The organism is Lactobacillus sp. ESL0259, from assembly GCF_003693045.1.
Taxonomy (GTDB): domain Bacteria; phylum Bacillota; class Bacilli; order Lactobacillales; family Lactobacillaceae; genus Lactobacillus; species Lactobacillus melliventris.
This window is the reverse complement of sequence record NZ_REHP01000011.1, coordinates 138094-160831: the sequence shown is the minus strand read 5'-3', so window position 1 is coordinate 160831 and position 22738 is coordinate 138094. Positions and strand designations below refer to the sequence as shown.

The following is a 22738-nucleotide window of genomic DNA, read 5'->3' as shown; positions in this document are numbered from 1 at the left end:
GGGTAAATGGACCATGTAATGCAAAATTATTTCCCAGGAAATAAAAAAGCAAACCTATCAAGATTTGCTTTGCATAATTACCACATACCGATTAGTTTCATCCAAGCTAATCCGATAATGCCGTAAACTAAGATATAAAAAATACCAAATATAAAACTTAATTTCCACCACTCATCTTGTTTTACATAACCAGAAGAAGCTAAGACTGATGCAGCAGGACTGGAATAATGGGTAGTAGAGCCCATGATTGCAGAAAATAGAGCTAAAAATTGGGCTGCCAGTAATTTAGGTGCACCGGCAGAAATTGCTACAGTTAATAATGGCAGATACATTGCTGAATTATGAGCTGTAGCACTGGCAAATAAGTAGTGGGTATAGAATAAGACCAATGCTAGAACTACCAAAACTATTAACCAGTTGAGGCCTTTCATTGCACTAGAAATGCTACTTGATATCCAGCCAATCAAGCCAAACTGAGTAAGCTTTTCAGCCATGAATACTAAAATTGACAGCCAAATCAAGATATTCCAGGCACCAGTTTCACTTAGCAAGTCTTTAGGTGTTAATACACCAGTAAGTAACAAAAGGGAAACGGAAATGAAGGCAATTAATGTAGCATCAATTCCTAAAGTGCTGGAAAGCATCCAGAGCACTAAAGTGATTGCGAAAATGGCCGCCATTAATTTTTCAGATAACGTAAGCTTTCCCATTTTTGCTAATTCCCCGTCGGCCCATTCTTTGGCGTTAGGAGTTTCTTTAATTTCCGGTGGATAAAGTTTGTAAACAAAATATGGCACCACAATTAGACAAATTGCTGCAGGTACAATGCTGGCCATAAGCCACGGCATCCAGCTAAGAGTTACGCCGGCCTTACCGGCTAGTGCAACGGCGATTAAGTTAGGCGCACATGCGGTCATAAATAATGACGAAGTTATGATATTAACTTGAAATTCCGTAAAAGTTAGGTAAGCTCCCATCTTTTTACGTGAAGGATCATTAGGTTTTGATCCAAAAGTATTGGCTAAAGATTGAATTAATGGATATACCACACCACCTGCTCTTGCACCATTTGAAGGAGTTGCAGGGGATACTATTAAATCGATAGCTCCTATTGCGTAACCTAAACCTAGGGACTTATGACCAAACCACTTAACAAAATACAAAGCAATTCTTTGCCCCAAGCCGGTTTTTACGATACCTCGCGAAATCATAAAAGCCATAACTATAAGCCAGGCAGATGAATTTGCAAATGCATTAATGGCTCCTTTTTCGATTACTTTTCCGTTAACAATTTTGTCTGCAAGTGGTGCAAGTCCAAGACAAATGGTTAAAGTAAAGCCAATTAAAGTGACGCCGCTGATTGCTATTGGCAATGTGATACAGCCGATAATTGTTCCAATAAATATTGCCAGCATATGCCAGGCTTGAACTGATACTCCGGCTGGACGAATTGGCGTCGTCAACCAGAATATAAGGCCAAACAATAGTGGCAATATAAATTTTTTGTAATCTATTGTTTTCATAAAAACCTCTTCCAAAATAAAAAGCAAATATATGAGTACGATTGACATCAATATATTTGCTTAGTTTATCATATTATATTTTTTTAACAATTAGTAAGTCTTAGAAATTTAGTACCCATAGAAAGACAATAAAGACGAAGAAAAGAATCCACATCATTGGTGTAATTTCTTTAAATCTCTTGGCAGCAACCATGCATATAGGGTAGGTTATTAACCCTAAAGCCAAACCATCGGATATTGAATAGGTTAAAGGCATACCAATTAAAATTAGAAAAGCAGGAACTGCAATTTCCATCTTGTCCCATTGAATATGTGCTGTGTTTTGTGCCATCAGAACACCAACAATGATTAAGGCTGGTGCCGTAACATGTGTAGTAAACAAGCCTAACAGGGGACTAAATATCATTGATATTAAGAAGAAAATAGCCACAAAGACAGCAGTTAAACCAGTTCTGCCACCAACTGCAATACCGGCACTTGATTCAACAAAAGCACCAACTGGTGAAGTTCCTAAAACTGAGCCAACCATCATAGCAGTTGAGTCTGACGCCAGAGCTTTACCTACGCGGGGCATTTTGTTGTCTTTCATAAAGCCTGCTTGTTGGGCTAAGCCAATTAAAGTACCGGCAGTGTCAAAGAAAGTTACTAAAAGGAAGGTAAGTACAACTACCCACATTTGCAGAGTATTAATATCTTTAACATGGAAAATCGCTTGGCCGAATGATGGGGCAATACTTGGTGCTACTGAAACTATTTTAGTTGGTAAAGGGATTTGTCCTGTAACTACACCAAAAATAGCTGCCAGGATCATACCAATAAAAATAGCTCCCGGTACATTTAAAATCATTAAAACAACAGTAACAATAAGGCCGAAAATGGTAATCCAGACAGCCGGATCATGAAGTGAACCCAAGCCGACCAGTGTTGATTTGTTTGCTACAATTAAACCACCATCTTGCATTCCCAAAAATGCGATGAACAGGCCGATTCCGGAAGAAATTGCGAATTTTAAGTCAGCAGGGATAGCATTGATAATCTTTTCCCTTAACTTAAACATAGTAATTAAAATGAAGATAATAGAGGCCACAAAGACAGCGGCTAAGGCTGTTTCCCATGAAACATGCATGCCTACACAAACGGTATAAGCAAAAAACGCATTAATACCAAGGGCAGGAGCTTCTCCAATAGGATAGTTGGCAACGATCCCCATAATAGCAGTACCTAAAGCACTGGCTAAAGCAGTGGCTGTAAAAACTGCCCCTTTATCCATGCCACTGGCTCCCAAGACACTTGGGTTAACAAATAAAATGTATGACATGCTGATAAAAGTTGTTAACCCAGCAAGAAATTCAATTTTAACATTGGTTTTGTATTTATCGAGTTGAAAATAACTCTTTATAAAATTCATCTAACCTCTCCCAAATATATTGTTCGTGTTTTAAATCAAACTAACGACTATTCTAGTTTACCATTCATTTAAAATAATGCAAACACGAATAATACTAGGCATAAGTAGGCGAAGTAAGCATAATTTATTAATAGTTACATTTATGAACAAATTGACCTGTTAATACTTTAATCGGTAAAATGAGGGTAAAACTGTATTAATTTATGAAACTCGATAGGAGAAAAAATGGGAAATTTAATTTTTTCAGATATAGATGGTACTTTAATTAACTCAAAGCAAAAAGTTACACCTAAAACTAAATTGGCTATTCGGAAACAAATTATTAAGGGTAATGTTTTTGTGCCAGTTTCTGCCCGCATGCCCAAGGCAATTATGTCAGTTGTCGGTGAAATTACTAAAGCATGTCCAATGGTTGCATATAATGGTGCTTTAGTTTTGGATGAAATGGGTCATACGCTTGATTCACGTTCCATGCCTTCTGCAAAAGCTGCGGAAATATGCACCTATATTGAACATAAAAATAATGGTGTTGTTTGGAATGTCTACAGCGGTAACAACTGGTATTATTTCCCAGGTAATAATGATCAATTAGTTAAGAATGAGGAAAAAATAGTTAAATTCAGGGCGCAACCAAGTTCAATTGCTGAAATCCGCCAACTTAAAAAAGTTCATAAAATCTTGCTGATGGGCACGCCGGATTTATTAGATGCTACGCAAAAAGACTTGCAGCAACTTTATCCTGAATTTTACATCGTAAAATCTGCTGCAAATTTATTGGAAGTTGTTGTTAAGGGCGTTTCTAAGGGTCAGGGTGTAAAAGTAATAGCTCAGGCCTTGGGCGCAGACTTAAAAGAATGCTGGGCATTTGGCGACAATTATAATGATGAAAAAATGCTGCAATCAGTGGGTCACCCTGTAGTAATGGGGAATGCACCGGAGGACCTAAAGAGAAAATTTACAACTACTTTAGACAACAATCATGATGGCATAGCAGCAGTCCTTGACAAAATAAATTAATAGAGCTTAGTTCGTTTCAAGCAAGGGAGATCGTGCTTTATTACCGAACCATTTGTGATTAATTCTTGTGAGAGTACCGTTTCGTGCTAGTTTTTCTAGTGCTTGATTGATTTTGCGCTTCATGGTTACGTCACTTTTTCTCAAACCGACACCAAATTCTTCTTTAGGGAAGGGACTATCGATTTCTGTAAAATTTTCCGGATGCTTTTGCTTAGAAATGTAATAGTCTGCATAAGAACTGTCGATTAAAAGGCCGTCAATCCTGCCAGCAGTTAAATCTATAAAAGCATTGGTAAAGGAATCATAGAGAATAGGATCATGATTTTTAATATGGTTTTTAAAAACTTTAGGGTATTTCATTACATCGTTATAGCCAGAAGAGCCGGTTTGAACTCCTAAAGTCTTATTTTTCATTGCAGCAATAGTATTAATTTTATTCTTCTTGAGGCTTACTAACACTTGTGAAGTATACAAATAAGTTTTACTAAAATTACCTTTGGCCTTACGTTCTGGATTCTTGCTAAAACCATTCCATATCAGATCGATTGTGCCGTTTTTAAGCTCTGTAGTATTCATAGACCAGTCAATAGTTTGAAAGCTGACATTGATGCCATATTGCTTAAATACTGCATTAGCTAGATCAACATCATAACCAATTAACTGACCATTTTTTTGCCTAAAATCCATGGGCACAAAAGTATCATCTACACCAACTGTAACATACCCACGCTGCTTGATATGGGACCAATTATCAACTTCGTTAGCTTTTCTATTAATTGACACACCACTGCAGCCAGAAACAAAGAAGATAGAACAGACGAGCGTTATTGTAAGAATTAAGAGGCGCTTAGTTTTCACTTATATTACCTTCTTATCATCTAGAGCTTTGACTTTGAATACTTGATCAGCAACTTGACTGGCGAATTCCATGTCATGAGTCACAATAATTTGTGTCATTTTGTTATTATTTTTAAGTTTTAAAATTATTTCTCCGACTTTTGTTCTTAAATCCGGGTCCAAAGCAGAGGTGGGCTCATCATAACATAAAATATGAGGCTCCATTGCCAATGCTCGCACAATAGCTACCCTTTGCTGTTGGCCCCCAGAGAGCTGATAGGGATAAAGATCCTCTTTACCAGTTAAATCCAGTTGTTGCAATAACTTTTGTGCGTGAGTTTGCGCCTGCTCTGCAGTTTCTTTTAAAACTAGGGTTGGTGCCAAAGTAATGTTTTCAATTACAGTTAAATTAGGAAAAAGCTCATAGCTTTGAAAAACGACTCCGATAATATGACTTTTGCTATCAGGAGCAGTTGGATCAAATTTTTGCCCATCCCATAAGAATTCACCTGCATCAATTTTTTCCAAACCACTTAAGCAGCGCAATAAAGTGGTTTTTCCCGCTCCCGAAGGTCCTACAATGGCTAAAATCTGTTGGTCAGGAATAGTGAGGTTTAATTTGTTTAAGATTGTGCGTGTGCCAAATTTTTTGGTAATGTTTTTAAGTTCTAGCATATTGTTTCCTTTAATTTACTTCCATTTTGCAAAAATGCGTTCAATTTTCTTTAGCAAAAATGATGCTATACCAGTCATTAGTAAATAGATTATCCCGACTATCATTAAAGGAATCAGTGTTACGTCTCTGGCAGTAGCAACATTGCCGGCACGTAAAAGTTCACCTAGACCGATGACATAAACAAGCGAAGTATCCTTAACCAGGTTGATAACTTCGTTTCCGATTGAGGGTATGACAATTTTACTAACTTGCGGAATTATAATATGTGTCAAAGTTTGCCAGTAATTTAGCCTCAAAACCCGAGCACTTTCATATTGTCCTACTGGAATTGACTGAAAGCCCCCACGGAAAATTTCTGCGAAATAGGCTGTGTAGTTTAAGACAAAAGCAAAAAGCGCTGCATCGTAGCGTTGAAAAATTATTCCGACTATGGGTAAGCCATAAAAAATAAAAATTAATTGTAACAAGAGTGGGGTACCCCGCATAATCCAGATATAAAATTTTAGAATTAACCGTAGAGGCTTAAAATGTGACAGTAAGCCTAAGCTAACTATGACTCCTAAGGGAATCGAAGCAATTAAAGTCCAAAAAAATAAAATTAATGTCATTTTTACACCTGCAAAGAGAGAGGGCATAATTGAAAGGATATAATTCATTTTTCTCCTTCTTACAAAGTTAATTTAATAGGGCGGGTAAAATTAGCACAAGTGAAGCTAATTAAAACTATATAAATTAATTAAATAAATATGTGAAAAATATATGATTCAATAATAACATAGTTTTCTGATTTTTTATTTGAGTAAGTAACAAAATATTTAAATTGTCATCCAGCTATCTAATTGCTACTCCTCACTTTTAGAGCTTTTCCTATAAATTAAACAGAACTTTAAAATAGTAATAGGCAACATAAAAAGGCCATTAACACATAGTTCTAATGACCTTTTGATAATAATTTATTTATTGTTAATCTATTTGAATATTTGTAGGCTTATTCCATGATTCGGGTAATTTACCCATTTCTTTTAGTTTGGCAACGATTTGATCAAGTACAACTTCTCTAGCCTGCTTATCAGTCATAAAGTCTAGCTTGTCACCATCTATCTCCATTTTAGGTGAGTAGTCATACTTTTCATACCAAGGTTTATAGTAGCGTAAAAGCCGCTTATAATAATCTTCCAGTGTTGCATCATAGCTCAATTGTTCATAAGGTCGACCACGCTTTTGAATTCTTTTAATCATGGTGTCGTATGAAACTTTAATATGAACCAGCAAGTCTGGATTTTTCTTAGGCATATGCTTGAGCTCACTCATCATATTATTAAGCAGTTCGTAATAGGTAGCTACTTCTTCTTTCGTTGCACGACCAATGTCCGCATTCATTTGGAAGAAAAGGGCATCCTCATAGATTGAACGATCAAGAACGTTATTATCATCAGTCAATGCATCCTTGATACTACGAAAACGAGTGTTTAGGAAAAATACCTGAAGTAAGAATGCGTATTTTTTAGGATCAGCATAAAAAAGTGGCAATACAGGATTGTTATCGACACTCTCATAAAATGGTTTGGTTCCTAAATACTTAGCTAAAATACTGGTTAAACTGGATTTACCGGCTCCAATTGGCCCGCTTAAAACAATAACTGTCATCACGTTCCTTCTCTATTCTAAATTGCCTATTGCGTGCAATTTGTCATCAATCTGATTTAAAACTTCTTTTTTAGCATCTTCATCGCAGATAAAGTCGTATTTATCCCCGTCGATCTTAATCTTAGGAGATGCATCATATTTCTCATACCATGGTTCATAGTACTTAATTAGCCTAGCGTAATAGTCTTTTAAACTAGGATCGGTACTGATTTGCTCAAATGAACGCCCCCGCTTTTTAATGCGTTTAAGCATTGTATCCAAGGAAACATGAATGTAAATTAGTAAATCTGGCTTTTTGCTGGGATTACCTGGGGTATCTTCCATCATGTTTTCGAGTAAACTGTCGTATATCTTAAATTCAGTAGGGTCAGCTACTTTACTGTCCGCGTTCATTTTGAAAAAGAGTGCATCTTCATAAATTGAACGGTCAGATACACTATTTTTTTCACGAATTGCCTGGTTGATTTGTGCTAAACGGTGGTTAAGCAGATAGATATTAAGCAAAAAAGTATAGCGTTTCATGTCTTGATAATATAAAGGAAGAACAGGATTATTATCCACTCCCTCATAAAAGGCTTGTGTACCTAAGTGCTCAGCTAAAATACTAGTTAAACTGGATTTACCGGCTCCAATTGGCCCACTTAAAACAATAACTTGGATCACGTTCTTTCTTAAATACAATATATAGATTCTTATTTAGTTTAATACGAGATATAGTGGTATACAAGCAAAAAGTAAATTAAAATTTTAATCAAAAAGTCAAGTGATTTTGTATAATACAGAATAAAAAATTGAGTATTCAAGTAAATAATTTTTTGTAGAAGTTAGATGTTACACGTGAAACCAAAAAATCTGACCGATAAATATTAATTAATTATTTTACTGAGGATTAATGCCAATATTATCCGGTGTTAAGCCCTTTTATTCTGTACTTTGATTCTATCGATTCTGTGATAAATAAAGTAGTCAATAATTGCTCGTTTTGATTGCATTAAGTATAATAAGTGATTTTGCAATTATAGAACGAATTATTTTTTAAAGGCTCGAAAAAGTTGCAGTTGATATTTATATACTGTTGCTATGGGAAAATTTTAAGAATAAAAATTAAAAACAAATTGTTTTAATGTTAAAAAAGATATAAGATAGTAAGTAAATTATAAAATTATTAGTAAATGATGGAAACAAGAGGGCATAACTGATATCTTGAAAAGATTTTTATCTTTAGATAGTACAACTCCTGCTGTAAGTACCAGTTAAGAGTCTTTTGAAGAAGTAATGCAAAAACCATATTATCTATTGAACCAAAATCATTTTAGTATTAACTCTAAAAATAGGGATTTAGACAGGAAGTAAATCATGGACGATACTATAACAAAATTTTCGCTTTGGACCTACATTAAACGTAATTCAGGCATGTATGTAATTTTAGCCATCCTCTATTTTGGCCGGAATTTGGCACAAACTGCTGCCAGCATTTTTAAAGGTAATGCACTTACTGCTTTGACTCAGCACAGTTTAAAGGGCTTTATTGTTGATACAGGTTTAAACTTGCTTAGCTGGGGCTTTTTTCTGATTTTCTTTTTTTGTAGTTCACGGTATTCCGCTGTAATCATCAAGGCCGTCGATAATTCCATTAGGAACGCATTAGCCCATATAATTGGTCGCCAAGAGTATGAAGATTTCAACAAGCACACGGAAGCTGATTATGTTTCCTGGTTTACTAACGATATAAACCAAATTAATCAAGATGGCTTTTTCAGTTTAGAGCAAACATTTAGCAGCGCACTCCTAGGCATTATTGCCAGTGTCATCCTGTTTTCTTATCATCCACTCTTATTTGTAACCACTTTGGTTTTTGCTGTTGTTATGATTTTATTTCCCCGTCTTTTTAAGAAAAAGTTGGAACAACTGTCGCAAAAACAAAGCAGGCAAAATGAAGTATTAACGGCAAAAGCAACCGATGCTCTTGAAGGTTTTGTCAATCTGCTCACGCTTGGTCAGCAAAAATTGCTCAATAAAATAGTTCTTGCGGCATCAGATAAGACTGGACAGGCTCGGGTTAATTACATTACGGAAATGTCATTCTCTAATTCACTGATTAACCTGATAAGTATATCTGCTCAAACTATTTTAACCATTGAATCCGGATATCTGGCCTTTCACAACCAACTTCCTATCGGTGCTATTTTAATTGTTGGTTCAATGTCCGGTAACGTTTTTGGCAGCTTGACAGAAATCAGTATTGATCTAACTTCAATTCGGGCAGTTCAACCTATTTTTGACAAATATAATAAATTAGCTAATATGCAGGAAAAAACAGGGGACAAGGATGTTGCTCCTTTGACCCAGCAAATTGCATTTAGCGATCTTTCGTTCAGCTACCCCAATAGTGATAGACCGATTTTAACGAATGTTGCTGGCAGCATTAAGCGAGGCGAACGGGTAGCTATTGTTGGTCCATCAGGCTGCGGTAAGTCGACCCTGGTAAAATTAATTGGTGGTTTATTAACCGGCTACCAAGGATCACTTACCTGGGATGACAATGAATACCGTGAGCTTAGTCTGCGGTCGCTACATAAGCAGATCGCTTATATTGACCAGTCAGCCTATATTTTTGATGGCAGCCTGCGTTATAACATCACTTTAGATCGTGAGACAACTGAAGAAGAGCTGAAGACTGCGATTAAACGTGCAGATTTGGAAAAATTTGTCGCTGACAGCGCCAGCGGGCTTGACACTGTTTTAAAACACGCCGGTAACAATATTTCAGGTGGGCAAAAGCAGCGAATTGCACTGGCAAGGCAGCTGCTGGGTAACCCGCAGGTTATTTTGGCCGATGAAATTACTTCCGCAATTGATGAAAAGGACGGACAAAAAATCGAACAGAGCTTGCTCAATTTGAACGATATCACTCTAGTCTACATTTCCCATCACTTGCGACCTGAAATTAAAAGGCAGTTTGATCAAGTAATCGAATTAGGAAAATAGAATGCTGAGTATTTTATTGAACAATTAAATAAGCTGTGAAACTCTAGTCTTTTAGATTATGGGCATAGTGTTTTATGCAGATACAGTCAATGAAGATACTCTTAAATGCAAATGTAGCTATTACCTAATATTCTGAAGAAATAAGCGGCAAAATTGATGGCTTCCTAGGAGATATAATGTTTCCACGCACTGCCTTTTAAATGGAATGATAAAAATGAATGATGAACAATTTTTTAAGTTAAGAAAGATACTAGATCTTTTTAAAAATCAAGCTCCGACAGCTATTATTGAAGAGAATGTAAATAGCGTTGAAAATTATAAGGCAGAATCTGCTGCTGAGTATAATAGAGTAAAAAGATATCTTGGCGAAAATAATAACTCGTTTAAATCCTTTCATGTAAGTGTGGATTCAGCAAAAGATTTCTTGTGTTTATTGAATTTGCTGGGTACAATACATGCAAATTTTAATATACGTTCAAAGCCTTTTATAACAGAAGGAGAAGAAAATAGTAAGTCGCTAAAAAAAGAGAACGACTATTTTAACAATTGGATGGAGTGTTTTTCAAACTATGAATTTATGATAGTTAATTTCGATGAAACTGCTTTAGACCAGGATCAATATTACGGTTAATTTCATTAATTCATAAAAGGCAGTAGAGTTATGAAATGACCCCCAAATTTAGGACAAATTTGGAGGCTATTTTTATGACTAAATTATCTAAACAAGATAAAATTAAAATCTATCATCTTTGGCATGATTATCAAATTGGTTCTACTGAGTTAAGTCAGCGTTATCGGGTTGGCAGGTCTAAAATTGATTACTTGCTGCCTTTGATTGACCATCACGGTCTAGCTATTTTAGACCAGCCTTTTACTACTTCATACAAGTAATTTTAAGGAGCAGGCTTTAAAGGTATGATCAAGCCTGACCTGATTAAACGCAGCTTCAGTGGGTTTTATCCCAATCACAAATGGTATTCAGATATGACAGAGTTCAAGCAAAAACTATGGCATTAGTCAATCACTGTCACGCAAGGGCAATTGGCTTGATGATGGTTTAATGGCAGGCTACTTCGGGATAATCAAACGAGAAATATTTTATGGTTGTGAAAAGCTGTTTAAAAATCTCACTGAATTGGAAGATGCAATCAGAGACTACATTGAGTATTACAACCAGAAAAAAATCAAAATCAAACTAAAAGGACTAACTCCGATTGAATATCGGCAATTAGTCCTTAGATAACAACTAAAAAAGTGTCCAAATTTTAGGGTTAACATCAAAAATTATGCTTATTATTTAACTCTAGATTCTTTAGATTCTTTCTTTTTTTCCTCAACTTTATCTTGAGCTTTGTCTTTTTGATCGCTGATTTTATCCTTAGTGTCATTAGCAGCACCGGTGATACGGTCCTGTAAGCTGACAGAATCTTTTTCATGCTGCTCTTTAGTTTTAATGTCAACTACTGTAACGTTGACTTCAACTGTATCAAGACCGGTCATTTCTTTGACTTTTTCTTGGATCTTTTCTTTAATTTGATCATATAGCTTGGTAATGTCTACGCCATATTCTGCAACGATCTCAATATCAACGGCTACCTGCTTTTTGCCTACTTCAACATTTACGCCTGAAGTGACGTCATCGCTATTAACAATTTTATCGGCAATATTTGAGAAAAAGCCGCCGTTAACTGTTAAAAGACCTTTAATGTCAGATAAGGCAATACCCACGATTTTTTGAATTACCTTTGAATCATATTTTAAATCGCCTTTAACTTCAGGCTTTGAACTACTTTGATTTGAACTTGATTGTACCATATTGTATATACTCCTTATATAAATTATTTATTCTGCAACATTTTTTTGAATACCGGCCAGTAATGACCAACTAAAAAGCCGCAGACTAACATTACGATGACGAAAATAGTTTTGAAAAATCCCAGTATCAAAAAGCAAAATGCCAGTAACACGCCAATTACGGCACCGCTTATTTCTGGGAGGTATTTTTTATATTCTTCTTTCATTTTGACCTCCTTTATTGAACGCGCCTTTCAGGTTTATCTCCTTTGTGATAATTGATAAACTTGATGTTAATTTTTGGTTTTTGCTCAATTCCTAGCAATTGCTTCAGATTCTTTTTTAATTCTTCAAGATAGTCGTTAAGCAGGGCAGCAATGTTTTCACCAGGACCCAAGTCACCGCCGATTTTAATTTTAATTCGGCGTTTTGTTAACTTGGAACTAACCTTTGCATTATTTAAATAAGGTAAATCGGCAAGTGAATTCATTACATAGCCATTAATGGCCTTGGAAGTAACCTTAACTTGACCATCACTTTTATGAATTAAATTAAAGTTTCTTTGGACTGGCCAAAATAGGATGACAATTAAACTAACAATTAGTATTATAAAAACAATTATACTAATACCAATTAAATACCAGGCAAATATCGGGTTAAGAGTACCTAAATGAGGTAATTTAATCTTTAAATACTTTTGCCAAAAACTACCGGTTTCCCATATTAAGTAACAAGGCACAGGTAATAGTAATAACATGCCTAATACCAATAGCCACTTTTTACTCCTCTTCAACTTATCACCATCCTCTCAGGGTTCATCTTAATAATAATACTGATTATTTTAACAGACTAATAATATGCACCATATGTATACAATAACAGTTCGTAAAATTGCACACAAAAAGAGCGGTGTTTTAATGCACCGCCCTTTTTAGCTTAATATCAGTTAATTACTTATTGTATGTTGAACTTAATTTACTTGCTGCTGCTTGATCAACAATAAGAGTAACATTTTGGTGTTTTTGTAAGATTGAAGCTGGTACTTCTTCTGTAACTGGACCTTCAACCATCTTTTGCACAGCATCAGCCTTATTGTCACCAAAAGCCATAATCACTATTTCTTTGGCAGACATTATATTTGCAATGCCCATGCAGATTGCTGATTTAGGGACTTCGTCAATGTTGTTGAAGAAGCGAGAATTAGCTTTAATAGTATTCTCAGTTAGCTGTACTTCGTGGGTAATAGAATCAAATGAAGTTCCAGGCTCATTAAAAGCAATGTGACCGTTTTGTCCTAATCCTAATAATTGAAGATCAATTGGATTTTCTGCAATTATTCTGTTGTAGTCAGCTGAAGCACCTTCGGGATCCTTAATGGCTTTGATTCCATCAGGAACATACGAGTGTTTAAAAGGCTTTTTATCAAACAAGTTTTTTTGCATAAAATAATGATAACTTTGGTCATTATCGGGAGTTAAGCCAACATATTCATCAAGGTTAATACTAATTAAATTGCTGTTATCCAAATCACTTTCGGCCCATTGGTGGTATAAAGTAACGGGAGTTGAGCCGGTTGCCAAACCGATTACCTTAGTGCCATTAGCAATACTATCTTTAAATAAGTCAAAAGCCTTCCTACTGCCACTGGCTTTATCTTCTGTGATAATAATTTTCATTTTTATTTACGCCTCCATATTAGTTAAGTTAATTATAAATTGGTATATTCCAATTTGTCAACAGGATGCGACAATAGATATTACTTTAAAATTATGCAAAAAAAGAGCTTACCTATATTTGTTTCACATGTAACAAATATTATGTAAACTCTAAAATGCTGTTTTTATTCACTTCTTAGTGCAATTGCTGCATCTTTCTTAGCTGCCATCCGCGCTGGCAAGTGGCCGCCAATCATAGTTAAAATGGTTGAAATAATAATTAATATCAGGGCATGAGTAGGGTTAAGCTGTGCCACATTGCTTAAGTCAGTAATGGAGTAAAGAAGACTATTAATAGGGAAGACCAGCAACCAAGCAATAAATACACCTAAAACGCCGGAAAAAACACCCAAAATAAATGTTTCGGCATCGAATACCCTGGTGATATCTTTTTTACGGGCACCCAGTGCCTTTAAGATTCCTATTTCTTTAGTTCTTTCTAAAACAGAAGTATAAGTTAAAATACCAATCATAATCATTGATGTGACTAAAGAGATTGCGGCAAAGGCAACTAAGACCGTAGTAATACCATTAAGCAAGCCGCCAGTCATTGAAGTAACAGCGCTTGACATATCAGTATAGATAATCTTATTTTTTTTCTTTTTGCCACGATTCCATTTATCTAAGTAATCAAGCACTTTATCTTTGGCATCAAAGTCATTGGGATAAATCATCATACTAGTCGGTATGGTGGAACCACCAATTGACTGTATCATTTGTTTCTTTTCCTGAGAATTCATACTTTGACCAGTCATGACGTTTTGAGTGGTCTTTTTCTGGGCTTTTACTATCTCTGAAGCTTTATTTTTATTGATTATATTTTGTGTTAACTGGTCACTGTAGGCAATTCCTGCTGACAAAAGTGCCATAGAATTTTGATCTTTTGGCCTGATGACGCCTACAATCTGCAGTTTGGTTTTGCTATTATCGTACATAGAATTACTGATTTTTTGCGGAATAAACATACCTGTCGGTAATTTCTGATAATAGTCGTTGTTGGCGACAATTTTGAAGGTTTTACCAACAAATTTGGGATACTTTATTTTTTGACCAGCTTTAACTTTGAAACCTAGGTTTTTAATAATATTAATATTTAACTTGTTTTCATTATCTGTTACTAAGACCAAATCAGTAGCTTTATGTGGCCACGCTCCAGACAAAAGTTGATAATTTTCTTTCAGGAAATTACTTTTACCAGAATTAAGTGTAGTAGGAAATACTGATGAGCCTAACCCAGTAGCACTAATTGCTTGCATCCGCATCTGGGCAGCTGCTTGAGAACTGTCTGAACTAGCAGAAATGGGGGAGAATTGGACTCGCTTAATTTTATTATCGTTACGTGTTAGTAAATTTAAGTTGATTCCACGCTGATAGGAAATATTGTTAGCATAATCAGGATTTATTTTTTTAATGTAATTAACATACTTTTGACTAATTTTATTTTGATGAGTCGATTCTTGCAGTCTATCTTTTTCAACAGTTATATAGCCCCGATTTTTGACATTCTTATCAGATTCGTTACGGTCTTCGATATTTGAAGCATCGGTGGAGGTTTGATTGATGGTAACGGGATATTTGGCTAGTGCCTTACTCATCGTTGTATCAATCTGCTTTTGAAAGCCGTTGGATAAGGCTAAAACAACTGCGATAGATATAATTCCGATACTTGACGCAAAGGCTGTCAAAGTTGTTCTGCCTTTTTTAGTCATAATATTGGTAAAACTTAACTTGATGGCGTTCCAATACGACATTTTTGTCCGTTTCAGCTTAAAAGTATCTTTTTCTTTTTCTGGATTAAAAGGATTGGAATCATTTAAAATTTTACCATCCTGAAAGTTGACGATTCGTGTGGCATATTCCTGAGCTAAATTAGGATTATGTGTAACCATAACTACTAAGCGGTCTTTTGACAGCTTTTTAATCAGCTTCATGATTTGCTCAGATGTTTCAGTGTCAAGAGCACCGGTCGGTTCGTCGCACAGTAAGATATCAGGATCATTGGCTAAAGCGCGCGCAATTGCGACACGCTGCATTTGACCACCAGATAATTGATTGGGGTGTTTAGAAATATGGTCCTTTAAGCCAACTTGGGTTAAAGCGTCTACTGCTCGCTTATGACGCTCAGAAGCAGAAACTCCGGATAAATTCATGCCCAATTCGACATTAGCAATAATTGATAAATGCGAAATTAAGTTATAGTTTTGGAAAACAAAGCCGACAGAATTATTTCTGTAGGCGTCCCAGTCTATTTCCTTAAAATTTTTAGTGGATTTACCGTTAATAATTAAGTCTCCACTATCATAACGATCAAGTCCACCAATGACATTTAATAACGTGGTTTTACCAGACCCACTAGGACCCAAAATTGCCACAAATTCTTGGTTACGAAATGATATGGAAACACCATCAAGTGCATGTGTAACTGTATCACCGACATGATATGACTTACGTAAATCTTTTAATTGTAACATGCCTTTTTCTCTTTCTTTTAATAATTAATTAATAACAGATAGTTTAACATTTATGAAAGAGCAAAGCCAAAGGAAGATAACTATTTTAATGAATAAGTCCAGTTAAATCAAATAAAGCATAAATAATGAAGAATAATACAATTAACAGGATAGCAATAATATGCCGTTTCTTGTTTAAAAGCAAAACTGCAGCAAATTCACGCACGATTGCATTGGGCAGAAAGTAAAAACGAGTATAGCAGCCTACGCCGTTGGCATTAAGTCCGGCAGCTTTAGCGTAAAGAGAAGCCCTAAAAATGTGATAATTATTACTGAAAAATTTTGCTCTATAATTTTTACTGCCAAAATCTTTTGCGGCAACCTTAGCCGAAAATTTCATGTTTTGGTAGGTATTCTTGGAGTTATCTTCTAGTAATATATCACTAGGCTCAATTCCACGAGCGATTGCATACTCGGTCATTGCCTGTGCTTCAGCAACTTTTTCGTCTCCGCCTTTACCACCAGACATAATAAACTTAGGCTTTTTTCTTCCCTTAGTGACCTGCTTTTGAGCATACTCAATTGCACGATTGATGCGACTAGCTAAAAGTGGTGTAACTGTTTCACCCTGTGACAGCCCGGCGCCCAAAACAATTAAATAGTCTTGGTTATACTGTCTTGGTACAATTTGATAGAAAGTCAAATTTACTAAAAAGTTATAAGCAACAAAAAGCAGATAATCGAAAACAGCTGTTGGTGCATATAAGAGAATTCTGACCCAAGACGGCATGTTTTTAAACGGACCAATTAGTGCAATTAACCACACGACAATTATCCCGATACCAATAAAAAGTGTTAATAAGTTTGACAGCGTGTGACTTTCGCGCTTCCAGACAATATATGCATTCCACAAGAAAAACAGCCAGGAAAAGGCAGCCATCAGAGTAATTGCGGCTACAAATAAAACTACTAGAATTTCATAAGTTAAAATGAGCGGCCTTAAGCTCGTAGATAGAATCATTACTGTGAGCCAAACACCGAAGGTTAACAAAAAAACTGTGAAAAGAATACCATTAAGTAATCTCCGAGGTTCTTTTAACCAGGAAACCAGAAAAACAGTGAGTGTTGCCAACATAATAAGTGAAAGAATTATAAAAGATCGGTTCTGGTTTAGAATCTCAAAAAATCTAATCATAATAACCTGCCTTTGCTCTAAAGATAAGTCTATTATAATAAATATGTTTAAAAAGTCCTAGTAAATTAAAGTATGCTAGAATAAGAAAGTTATTTCCCAGGAAATAATTACCGGCCTTATTATGATATCTGAGCCATAACATAAAATAAAGGCTGGTTATATTGTTACTGAGATACTGTGTAAAATTAGTTAAGGATTTACTTTTATTTTTGGTCTGAAAGGAGCTAAGTGAATGAAAAAGTTGTTCTATTTTCTAGGAAATATAATTACAATAATACTTGCTTTCGTGCTTTATACGATTGTACAACAATTTTATTTCTATCCTTTTAGGTTAAGAAAATCATTGGGCTTAGGAAATATTCCTTTTGTGGTGTTAACTGCTATAATTACAATTATTGCTTTGCTATTAGCATTTTACTTTTACTGCCTGCAATTAAGGCACAGTAATGAGCGAAATTTTAATAGTAAACCACACTGGCAGATTAGAAAAGTATTACTCTCTTTTTTAGGGGCAATAATGCTCATTTTTGTCAGTGCAACTATTCAATTGGCTTTAGGCTTTAATACGGAGCAAACTTCTACTAATCAGAAACTTCTTGATCAGATTTCTTATCAGGCAGGTTACTTTTTTCCTGTAATGGTTATAATTGTGGGACCTATATTTGAGGAAATTATTTTTCGCGGACTATTCTTTAATGCTTTTTTCAATAAAAACACAAGTAGTAACAAATGGTTAGGCATACTTTTAAGTGGACTTATTTTTGGTTATGCTCATGATCCCGGATTAACCAAATATCTGCTCGTTTATTGGGCCTTAGGTTGTGTATTAGCATGGGTTTACACTACCAGCAAGGATTTACGCTATTCAATTTTATCCCACATGATTTTTAATTCCTTAGGATTCTTATAAATAAAGCCTGATAAATTGCGCCTCGTCTAAAACGCTGATTTATCAGGCTTTTTTAAATAGAAAAATTTTTCATTAATTTGTAGTTTTACTGATTCCTGTTTGTTCTGGGTTTGTGGGCGTAGTTTTAGCTAAAAGCGCCAAGCTAATTGAAATCATATCTACTACTTCCTGTAAAATGGCACCCCAAAAAGCAGGAATAGCACCGGTAAATGCAATTAATTCAATAATAATTACTATTGTGATAGCTGTTAATACATCAATATTAGCGACTTTCATCGTATGCTTAGAAATAGCTACGGCATCATTAATTTTAGATAAATCATTTACCATAATAATAGCATCTGCACTTTCACTGGCAGCTGAGGCCCCCTTGGCTCCCATTGCAATACCAACATCAGCAGCAGACAGACTAGGTGCGTCATTAATTCCGTCACCAGTCATTACAACTGGTCGATTTTCTTTCTTTACATTTTTAATCGCAGCTATTTTTTCTGCTGGTAATAATTCATACCGAATATCTTTTACATTAAGCGCCTTGCCAATTTTAGTTGCAACATCTTTATGATCTCCTGTCAACATCATAATGTGGGCATTGCTTTGGCGCCGTAAACGCTTAATTGTCTGTGCACTTTCTGGTCTAACTTGATCTTTAAATGTAATATAGCCAGCGTATTTATCATCGATTGAGATGTAAATAGCTGTAGCATTGGTTTCCTGCACTTTTTGCGAATTATCTTCTGGTTTAATGTAGCTCAGCTTGCCCACTTTGACTAAATGGTTTTCAACGATTCCGCTAACGCCTTGACCAGTTGATTCTTTAATTTGTGTAGCGGGTTTTAAGAGTTTGTTATCCGCTACCCTAACTAGTGAATTGGCAATAATATGGCTTGATTGTTGTTCGACACTAGTGGCGTAGCTTTGCAGAGTTTCCGCACTATAACTGCTATTATCAGCGGGAATGATTTCATCAATTACCAGTTGATTTTCCGTTAAAGTACCAGTTTTATCAAAGGCAAAAGTTTTAGCTGATGCTAGTTTCTCTAAAGTAGGACCAGATTTGACAATAATATGGTGTTTAGACATGGAACTCATGCCAGATACCAATGCCACAGGTGCTGCTATTAATAATGGGCAGGGCGAAGCAACAACCATAACTTCTGCGAAATTAATTGGATTACCGGAATGAATCCAAGCGGCGATTCCTATTACCAAGGAAATAATAGTGAAAGGAACAGCATAGCGATCAGCCATTTTGACAAATTTAGCCGGTTGCGCTTGCGAAGATTTAACTAATGAAACGATAGTTTGATATTCTGAATCACTGGCTTTTTTAGTAACAGCCATTTCAACAGCAACATTGCCATTAATTGAACCGGACATTAATTGATCCCCGGGGTTTTTGGCAACTGGCACCGACTCACCGGTTAAAGAAGATTGATCAAAACTGGATTCACCTTTAATAACTTTCCCATCTACAGGTACCTGTTCACCAGGCTTAATTAGAATGTGATCGCCAATTGTTAATTGTTCTACATTTACCGATATAATTTTTTGATTACTGATTTTGTTGGCAATAGTAGGAGAATTATTTAAAAGTGAACGAAGTTCTTTATCCGCTTGACCAGTGGCGTAATCTTCTAAAGCTTGCCCGCCAGTCATCATCACTAGAATCATCCATTCAGCCCAAATGTCACCAATTAGAATAGTAGAAACGACTGCTATTACAGCTAAAATATCAACGCCGTAACGCCCCGATTTAAAGTCGCCAACTATTTCAGTGATCAAGGAATATGCCATTATAATACCGACTAAATCCATTAAAATAGTTTGGATCGGGAACTGCAGACTTCCCAGTTGAAAAAGACTTTTTGTTTTTAAGCCAAACTGACAAATAAGAGCTATTATTCCGATAGCTAAAACACAAAAAAACTTCCATTGACGTTTAAAACTCATGCATTATGCCTCCTACAAAAAGAAATATAATTATATTTTAGCACTAATTTAGACTTATTCTAAATTAGTGCTAAATTTTAGGTAAAAAAAAGACCAGTCATCTGACTGCTCCTTTTAATTAGTGCTTTTTTAACTTAATGATCTTATTTGCTTGATTTTCCGCTTTAATTGACTTTGGTGTGTCTTTTGTTGGGTGCTTTTTAACTTTAAAAGTTTGGTATTCATCTTTAGCTGGATGAATGTGAAAAATTTTAGTCCGTCCTAATGAGTCAATCAAATCGGAGGAAGACATTGTAATAAAGTCATCGTTATCACCATAATCATCAGTTTCTGCAAAATACTGGTTAATTTTCGCAATTCCCTTTTCTGAAAAGTGTTCTTCTTTGGCTAAGTCAAGGAGAAGAGCGTGTAAGCGCGAAGCGGACACCAATTCATGCTGCAAAATTATAAAGATCCACGAAAAATTGGAATCTATTGATTTAAGCCGCTTATTTATTTTATCTTTGTAAAAAGCATCAGTGATTTTAGCGGCCTCGTCCATACTATCTGGGCTCTCTGTCAAATTTTTTAGTTGAGAAACCAACTCAGCTCTGTCTTTTAGTGATAGCTCTTGATCATTTGGGTAAGTCCAATTTTTTATAATTGCGCTTATCAAAAATGTCAATTGCGCAGAAATTGTTTTACTTGCCATATTAGTGCTCTTCTTTTCTAATTATTCTAGAAATATCTATTAATTTTTAATAACTAATTTAGCAAAGCGTTATTTAATTTTTTTAAGATTAAAGATGTTAATATTGTAATTTCGTATATGTTTAAAAAATAATATAAAATTAAAATCAATTTTTCACATTGTACTAACTAAATAGCTGGATTACCAAATAAAACCTAGATTTCCCTAGCTAATTATATTATAGCTTAATTTGAAATAAAGTACACTAAAAATGTAATAAATAATTATAAATTTACAGTATATCTCATAATTGCTTATTTTTAGTAATTGGAGTAACTTTATATTCCTTTTCAAAGTTGTGCGCTATGTAATTAAATGCTTTAATCCATTCGCGTCTTGTCAATAGTCCTTGAAAAACGCCATAGTCATCAACAACGGGTAAAAAGGCATTGTCAACTAGTAAATGAAGCTGCGTTTCCAAGGTAGTTTGCACAAAGTTGATTTTGTCAAACTTGGTTTGCATGACATCACGCACTTTTAATTGATTTAATGGTTCAAGAGAAATGTCGTCCGTTTCCATCATTTTATCTGTAATCATTGCTAAACTTAGTAGGCCAACAACGCGGCTTTGGCGGTCAAGGACTGGAATTTTTGAGTATTTTACGCGAGTCAAGATCATAAAGGCGTGGTACAAAGGATTGTCGTCTTCGACAAATGCAATACGGGAAGCAGGGATAATGAATGAACCTGATTTTTCTTCCAGTAAGTGTTTTATTGTGGGTGAGAACATTAAATATAAACCTCTCATATTAATAAGTAATAAATAACTAAATTAATCCTATAACAAAGAAAAAAGGCTCGCAAGGTGTGCGAGCCTGTTAGTTTTCATCTACTTTGAAGGAGTAAGAATGAATGAAATAAAAAAGTGGGAGTATGTAGTAAGCATTGCTACTGCTTACTACATTTAAAATGATATCTCTAAATTATGAAGTTAAGGTAGAAAATCTCTTATAAAAGAGTAAAGAATTTCTTTAGAACTGTTTAAGAGTATAGAAAAACTCACGTAACGCACGTGAGTCGAAAGGGATAGATATGAAAATGACCTGTAAAGTCATTTCGGTTTTTTCATTATTATACTTGGAGGAGTATGAATGAAAAACAAAAAGTTGAGTATGATATAAAAAAGATCTATATCTTTCCTATATCACAATTATATTATAACTATAAAATGTGAAAAAAGTATGACGAAAATGGCAAAATACAAATTTTGGTTGCTACAAAATTGTTTGTTACAAAACTCATTGTTATAATTAGGTTTACTTTATTTGAAAGGGATAATTGAGATTTTAAGGAGAAAAATGGGTAGACAAGATTATCGTAAAAAAATCACTTTCTGGTTACGCTTTTCTGGGTGGCTTTGTTTACTTCCGGCAAGCGTCTGGCTAAGGCTATACCAATTAATTGGTCAAGGTGCATTGGCATACACGATTTTAGGGGAACTAATTTTTACAGTTTTATTCGCCGTATATATTTTAACTACCGCAGAGAGTGAGCGCTGGTTAAAGCCAACTAATCTTTTTATCTTATTAGTAATTACTATACTATTTGGTTCATTCATAATTTTAATTCCGCTTTGTTTTGCTTATAATGATTGTCGCAAGCTAAACGACGAACGATAAACGGTTGAAATGGGAAAATATTTAAATTTGGTAAAAATTTGAGGTGAATTTTTGGGTGACAAAACTTTAGTAGTACTATATTCGATAGTACATTTTATTAATATTGAGAAAGATATGAAATTATGGCTAAAAAAGAGAAAAATGATTCACGTGGAAAACGTATTGGGAAGTTCATTTTAACGACAGTTATCTATTGTGTCATTTTAATGGTGTTAATTTATTTATATCAATATAGTGGGCTGACTTCTGTTCACTTTATTTATAACGAATTTTAAG

Annotated in this window: 23 protein-coding genes and 1 pseudogene; 8 read left to right on the top strand and 16 right to left on the bottom strand. The window is 35.0% G+C overall.

The genetic code is table 11. The annotated features are described in order from the left end of the window. Nucleotides 1-77: 77 nt before the first annotated feature. Entirely contained in the window at nucleotides 78-1523 is a 1446-nt protein-coding gene (locus tag F5ESL0259_RS08720; RefSeq protein WP_122038219.1) for a DASS family sodium-coupled anion symporter, read from the bottom strand. A 100-nt stretch (nucleotides 1524-1623) separates the two neighbouring features. Beyond that, nucleotides 1624-2931, bottom strand: coding sequence for an NCS2 family permease (locus F5ESL0259_RS08715; RefSeq protein WP_122038218.1), 1308 nt, complete (start codon nucleotides 2929-2931; stop codon nucleotides 1624-1626). Between the two features lie 225 nt (nucleotides 2932-3156). Between F5ESL0259_RS08715 and F5ESL0259_RS08710 the strand changes: the two genes are divergently transcribed. Next, nucleotides 3157-3948, top strand: coding sequence for a Cof-type HAD-IIB family hydrolase (locus tag F5ESL0259_RS08710; protein ID WP_122038217.1), 792 nt, complete (start codon nucleotides 3157-3159; stop codon nucleotides 3946-3948). Between the two features lie 6 nt (nucleotides 3949-3954). Here F5ESL0259_RS08710 and F5ESL0259_RS08705 read toward each other — a convergent pair whose 3' ends face one another. The 5 genes from F5ESL0259_RS08705 to F5ESL0259_RS08685 all read right to left on the bottom strand — a co-directional run bounded on the left by F5ESL0259_RS08705 (nucleotide 3955) and on the right by F5ESL0259_RS08685 (nucleotide 7771). Beyond that, nucleotides 3955-4806 (bottom strand): amino acid ABC transporter substrate-binding protein, encoded by an 852-nt coding sequence (locus F5ESL0259_RS08705; RefSeq protein ID WP_122038216.1) that lies wholly within the window; start codon nucleotides 4804-4806, stop codon nucleotides 3955-3957. Continuing rightward, nucleotides 4807-5460: an amino acid ABC transporter ATP-binding protein gene (locus F5ESL0259_RS08700; protein ID WP_122038215.1), complete on the bottom strand. Its 654-nt coding sequence runs from the start codon at nucleotides 5458-5460 to the stop codon at nucleotides 4807-4809. Between the two features lie 15 nt (nucleotides 5461-5475). Next, the gene (locus tag F5ESL0259_RS08695) at nucleotides 5476-6117 is read right to left on the bottom strand and encodes an amino acid ABC transporter permease (protein WP_122038214.1); all 642 of its coding nucleotides are present in this window, start codon (nucleotides 6115-6117) and stop codon (nucleotides 5476-5478) included. A gap of 307 nt (nucleotides 6118-6424) precedes the next feature. Continuing rightward, entirely contained in the window at nucleotides 6425-7108 is a 684-nt protein-coding gene (locus F5ESL0259_RS08690; RefSeq protein WP_122038213.1) for a deoxynucleoside kinase, read from the bottom strand. A gap of 12 nt (nucleotides 7109-7120) precedes the next feature. Then, complete coding sequence (locus F5ESL0259_RS08685) at nucleotides 7121-7771, bottom strand: deoxynucleoside kinase (RefSeq protein WP_046325735.1); 651 nt, start codon at nucleotides 7769-7771, stop codon at nucleotides 7121-7123. 693 nt (nucleotides 7772-8464) lie between these two features. Between F5ESL0259_RS08685 and F5ESL0259_RS08680 the strand changes: the two genes are divergently transcribed. The 4 genes and pseudogenes from F5ESL0259_RS08680 to F5ESL0259_RS08665 form a co-directional block, all read left to right on the top strand. After that, nucleotides 8465-10096 carry an ABC transporter ATP-binding protein gene (locus F5ESL0259_RS08680; RefSeq protein WP_122038212.1) on the top strand — a complete coding sequence of 544 codons (1632 nt, stop codon included), beginning with the start codon at nucleotides 8465-8467 and terminating at the stop codon, nucleotides 10094-10096. A gap of 214 nt (nucleotides 10097-10310) precedes the next feature. Beyond that, entirely contained in the window at nucleotides 10311-10727 is a 417-nt protein-coding gene (locus F5ESL0259_RS08675) for a hypothetical protein (RefSeq protein ID WP_147446458.1), read from the top strand. Nucleotides 10728-10801: 74 nt separating this feature from the next. Next, nucleotides 10802-10987, top strand: a complete 186-nt coding sequence (locus tag F5ESL0259_RS08670; RefSeq protein ID WP_122038210.1) for a hypothetical protein — start codon at nucleotides 10802-10804, stop codon at nucleotides 10985-10987. Between the two features lie 118 nt (nucleotides 10988-11105). Continuing rightward, nucleotides 11106-11339 (top strand): annotated as a pseudogene (locus F5ESL0259_RS08665) (IS3 family transposase); the annotation flags it as partial. Nucleotides 11340-11389: 50 nt separating this feature from the next. Here F5ESL0259_RS08665 and F5ESL0259_RS08660 read toward each other — a convergent pair. The 6 genes from F5ESL0259_RS08660 to F5ESL0259_RS08635 form a co-directional block, all read right to left on the bottom strand. Then, entirely contained in the window at nucleotides 11390-11920 is a 531-nt protein-coding gene (locus F5ESL0259_RS08660; protein WP_370448600.1) for an Asp23/Gls24 family envelope stress response protein, read from the bottom strand. Nucleotides 11921-11934: 14 nt separating this feature from the next. Beyond that, nucleotides 11935-12117, bottom strand: a complete 183-nt coding sequence (locus F5ESL0259_RS08655; protein WP_046325732.1) for a DUF2273 domain-containing protein — start codon at nucleotides 12115-12117, stop codon at nucleotides 11935-11937. Between the two features lie 11 nt (nucleotides 12118-12128). Beyond that, complete coding sequence (gene amaP / locus F5ESL0259_RS08650; protein ID WP_147446456.1) at nucleotides 12129-12683, bottom strand: alkaline shock response membrane anchor protein AmaP; 555 nt, start codon at nucleotides 12681-12683, stop codon at nucleotides 12129-12131. A 157-nt stretch (nucleotides 12684-12840) separates the two neighbouring features. After that, nucleotides 12841-13566 (bottom strand): glucosamine-6-phosphate deaminase, encoded by a 726-nt coding sequence (locus F5ESL0259_RS08645; RefSeq protein WP_122038207.1) that lies wholly within the window; start codon nucleotides 13564-13566, stop codon nucleotides 12841-12843. A gap of 164 nt (nucleotides 13567-13730) precedes the next feature. Then, nucleotides 13731-16076, bottom strand: coding sequence for an ABC transporter ATP-binding protein/permease (locus tag F5ESL0259_RS08640; protein WP_122038206.1), 2346 nt, complete (start codon nucleotides 16074-16076; stop codon nucleotides 13731-13733). 85 nt (nucleotides 16077-16161) lie between these two features. Next, complete coding sequence (locus F5ESL0259_RS08635) at nucleotides 16162-17250, bottom strand: YdcF family protein (protein WP_122038205.1); 1089 nt, start codon at nucleotides 17248-17250, stop codon at nucleotides 16162-16164. Nucleotides 17251-17482: 232 nt separating this feature from the next. Between F5ESL0259_RS08635 and F5ESL0259_RS08630 the strand changes: the two genes are divergently transcribed. After that, complete coding sequence (locus F5ESL0259_RS08630; RefSeq protein ID WP_122038204.1) at nucleotides 17483-18160, top strand: CPBP family intramembrane glutamic endopeptidase; 678 nt, start codon at nucleotides 17483-17485, stop codon at nucleotides 18158-18160. A 72-nt stretch (nucleotides 18161-18232) separates the two neighbouring features. Here F5ESL0259_RS08630 and F5ESL0259_RS08625 read toward each other — a convergent pair whose 3' ends face one another. From F5ESL0259_RS08625 to cbpB, 3 genes are all read right to left on the bottom strand, one after another. Then, complete coding sequence (locus F5ESL0259_RS08625) at nucleotides 18233-20113, bottom strand: heavy metal translocating P-type ATPase (protein WP_122038203.1); 1881 nt, start codon at nucleotides 20111-20113, stop codon at nucleotides 18233-18235. A gap of 118 nt (nucleotides 20114-20231) precedes the next feature. Beyond that, nucleotides 20232-20804 (bottom strand): hypothetical protein, encoded by a 573-nt coding sequence (locus tag F5ESL0259_RS08620; protein ID WP_122038202.1) that lies wholly within the window; start codon nucleotides 20802-20804, stop codon nucleotides 20232-20234. Between the two features lie 283 nt (nucleotides 20805-21087). After that, complete coding sequence (gene cbpB, locus F5ESL0259_RS08615; RefSeq protein ID WP_122038201.1) at nucleotides 21088-21573, bottom strand: cyclic-di-AMP-binding protein CbpB; 486 nt, start codon at nucleotides 21571-21573, stop codon at nucleotides 21088-21090. Between the two features lie 568 nt (nucleotides 21574-22141). On the opposite strand from cbpB, the gene F5ESL0259_RS08610 reads away from it, so the two are divergent. Further along, on the top strand, nucleotides 22142-22462 hold the full coding sequence (locus F5ESL0259_RS08610; protein ID WP_122038200.1) for a hypothetical protein: 321 nt from the start codon (nucleotides 22142-22144) through the stop codon (nucleotides 22460-22462). Between the two features lie 122 nt (nucleotides 22463-22584). Further along, nucleotides 22585-22737, top strand: a complete 153-nt coding sequence (locus F5ESL0259_RS08605) for a teichoic acid D-Ala incorporation-associated protein DltX (RefSeq protein WP_046325722.1) — start codon at nucleotides 22585-22587, stop codon at nucleotides 22735-22737. The last annotated feature ends 1 nt before the right edge of the window (nucleotide 22738 follow it).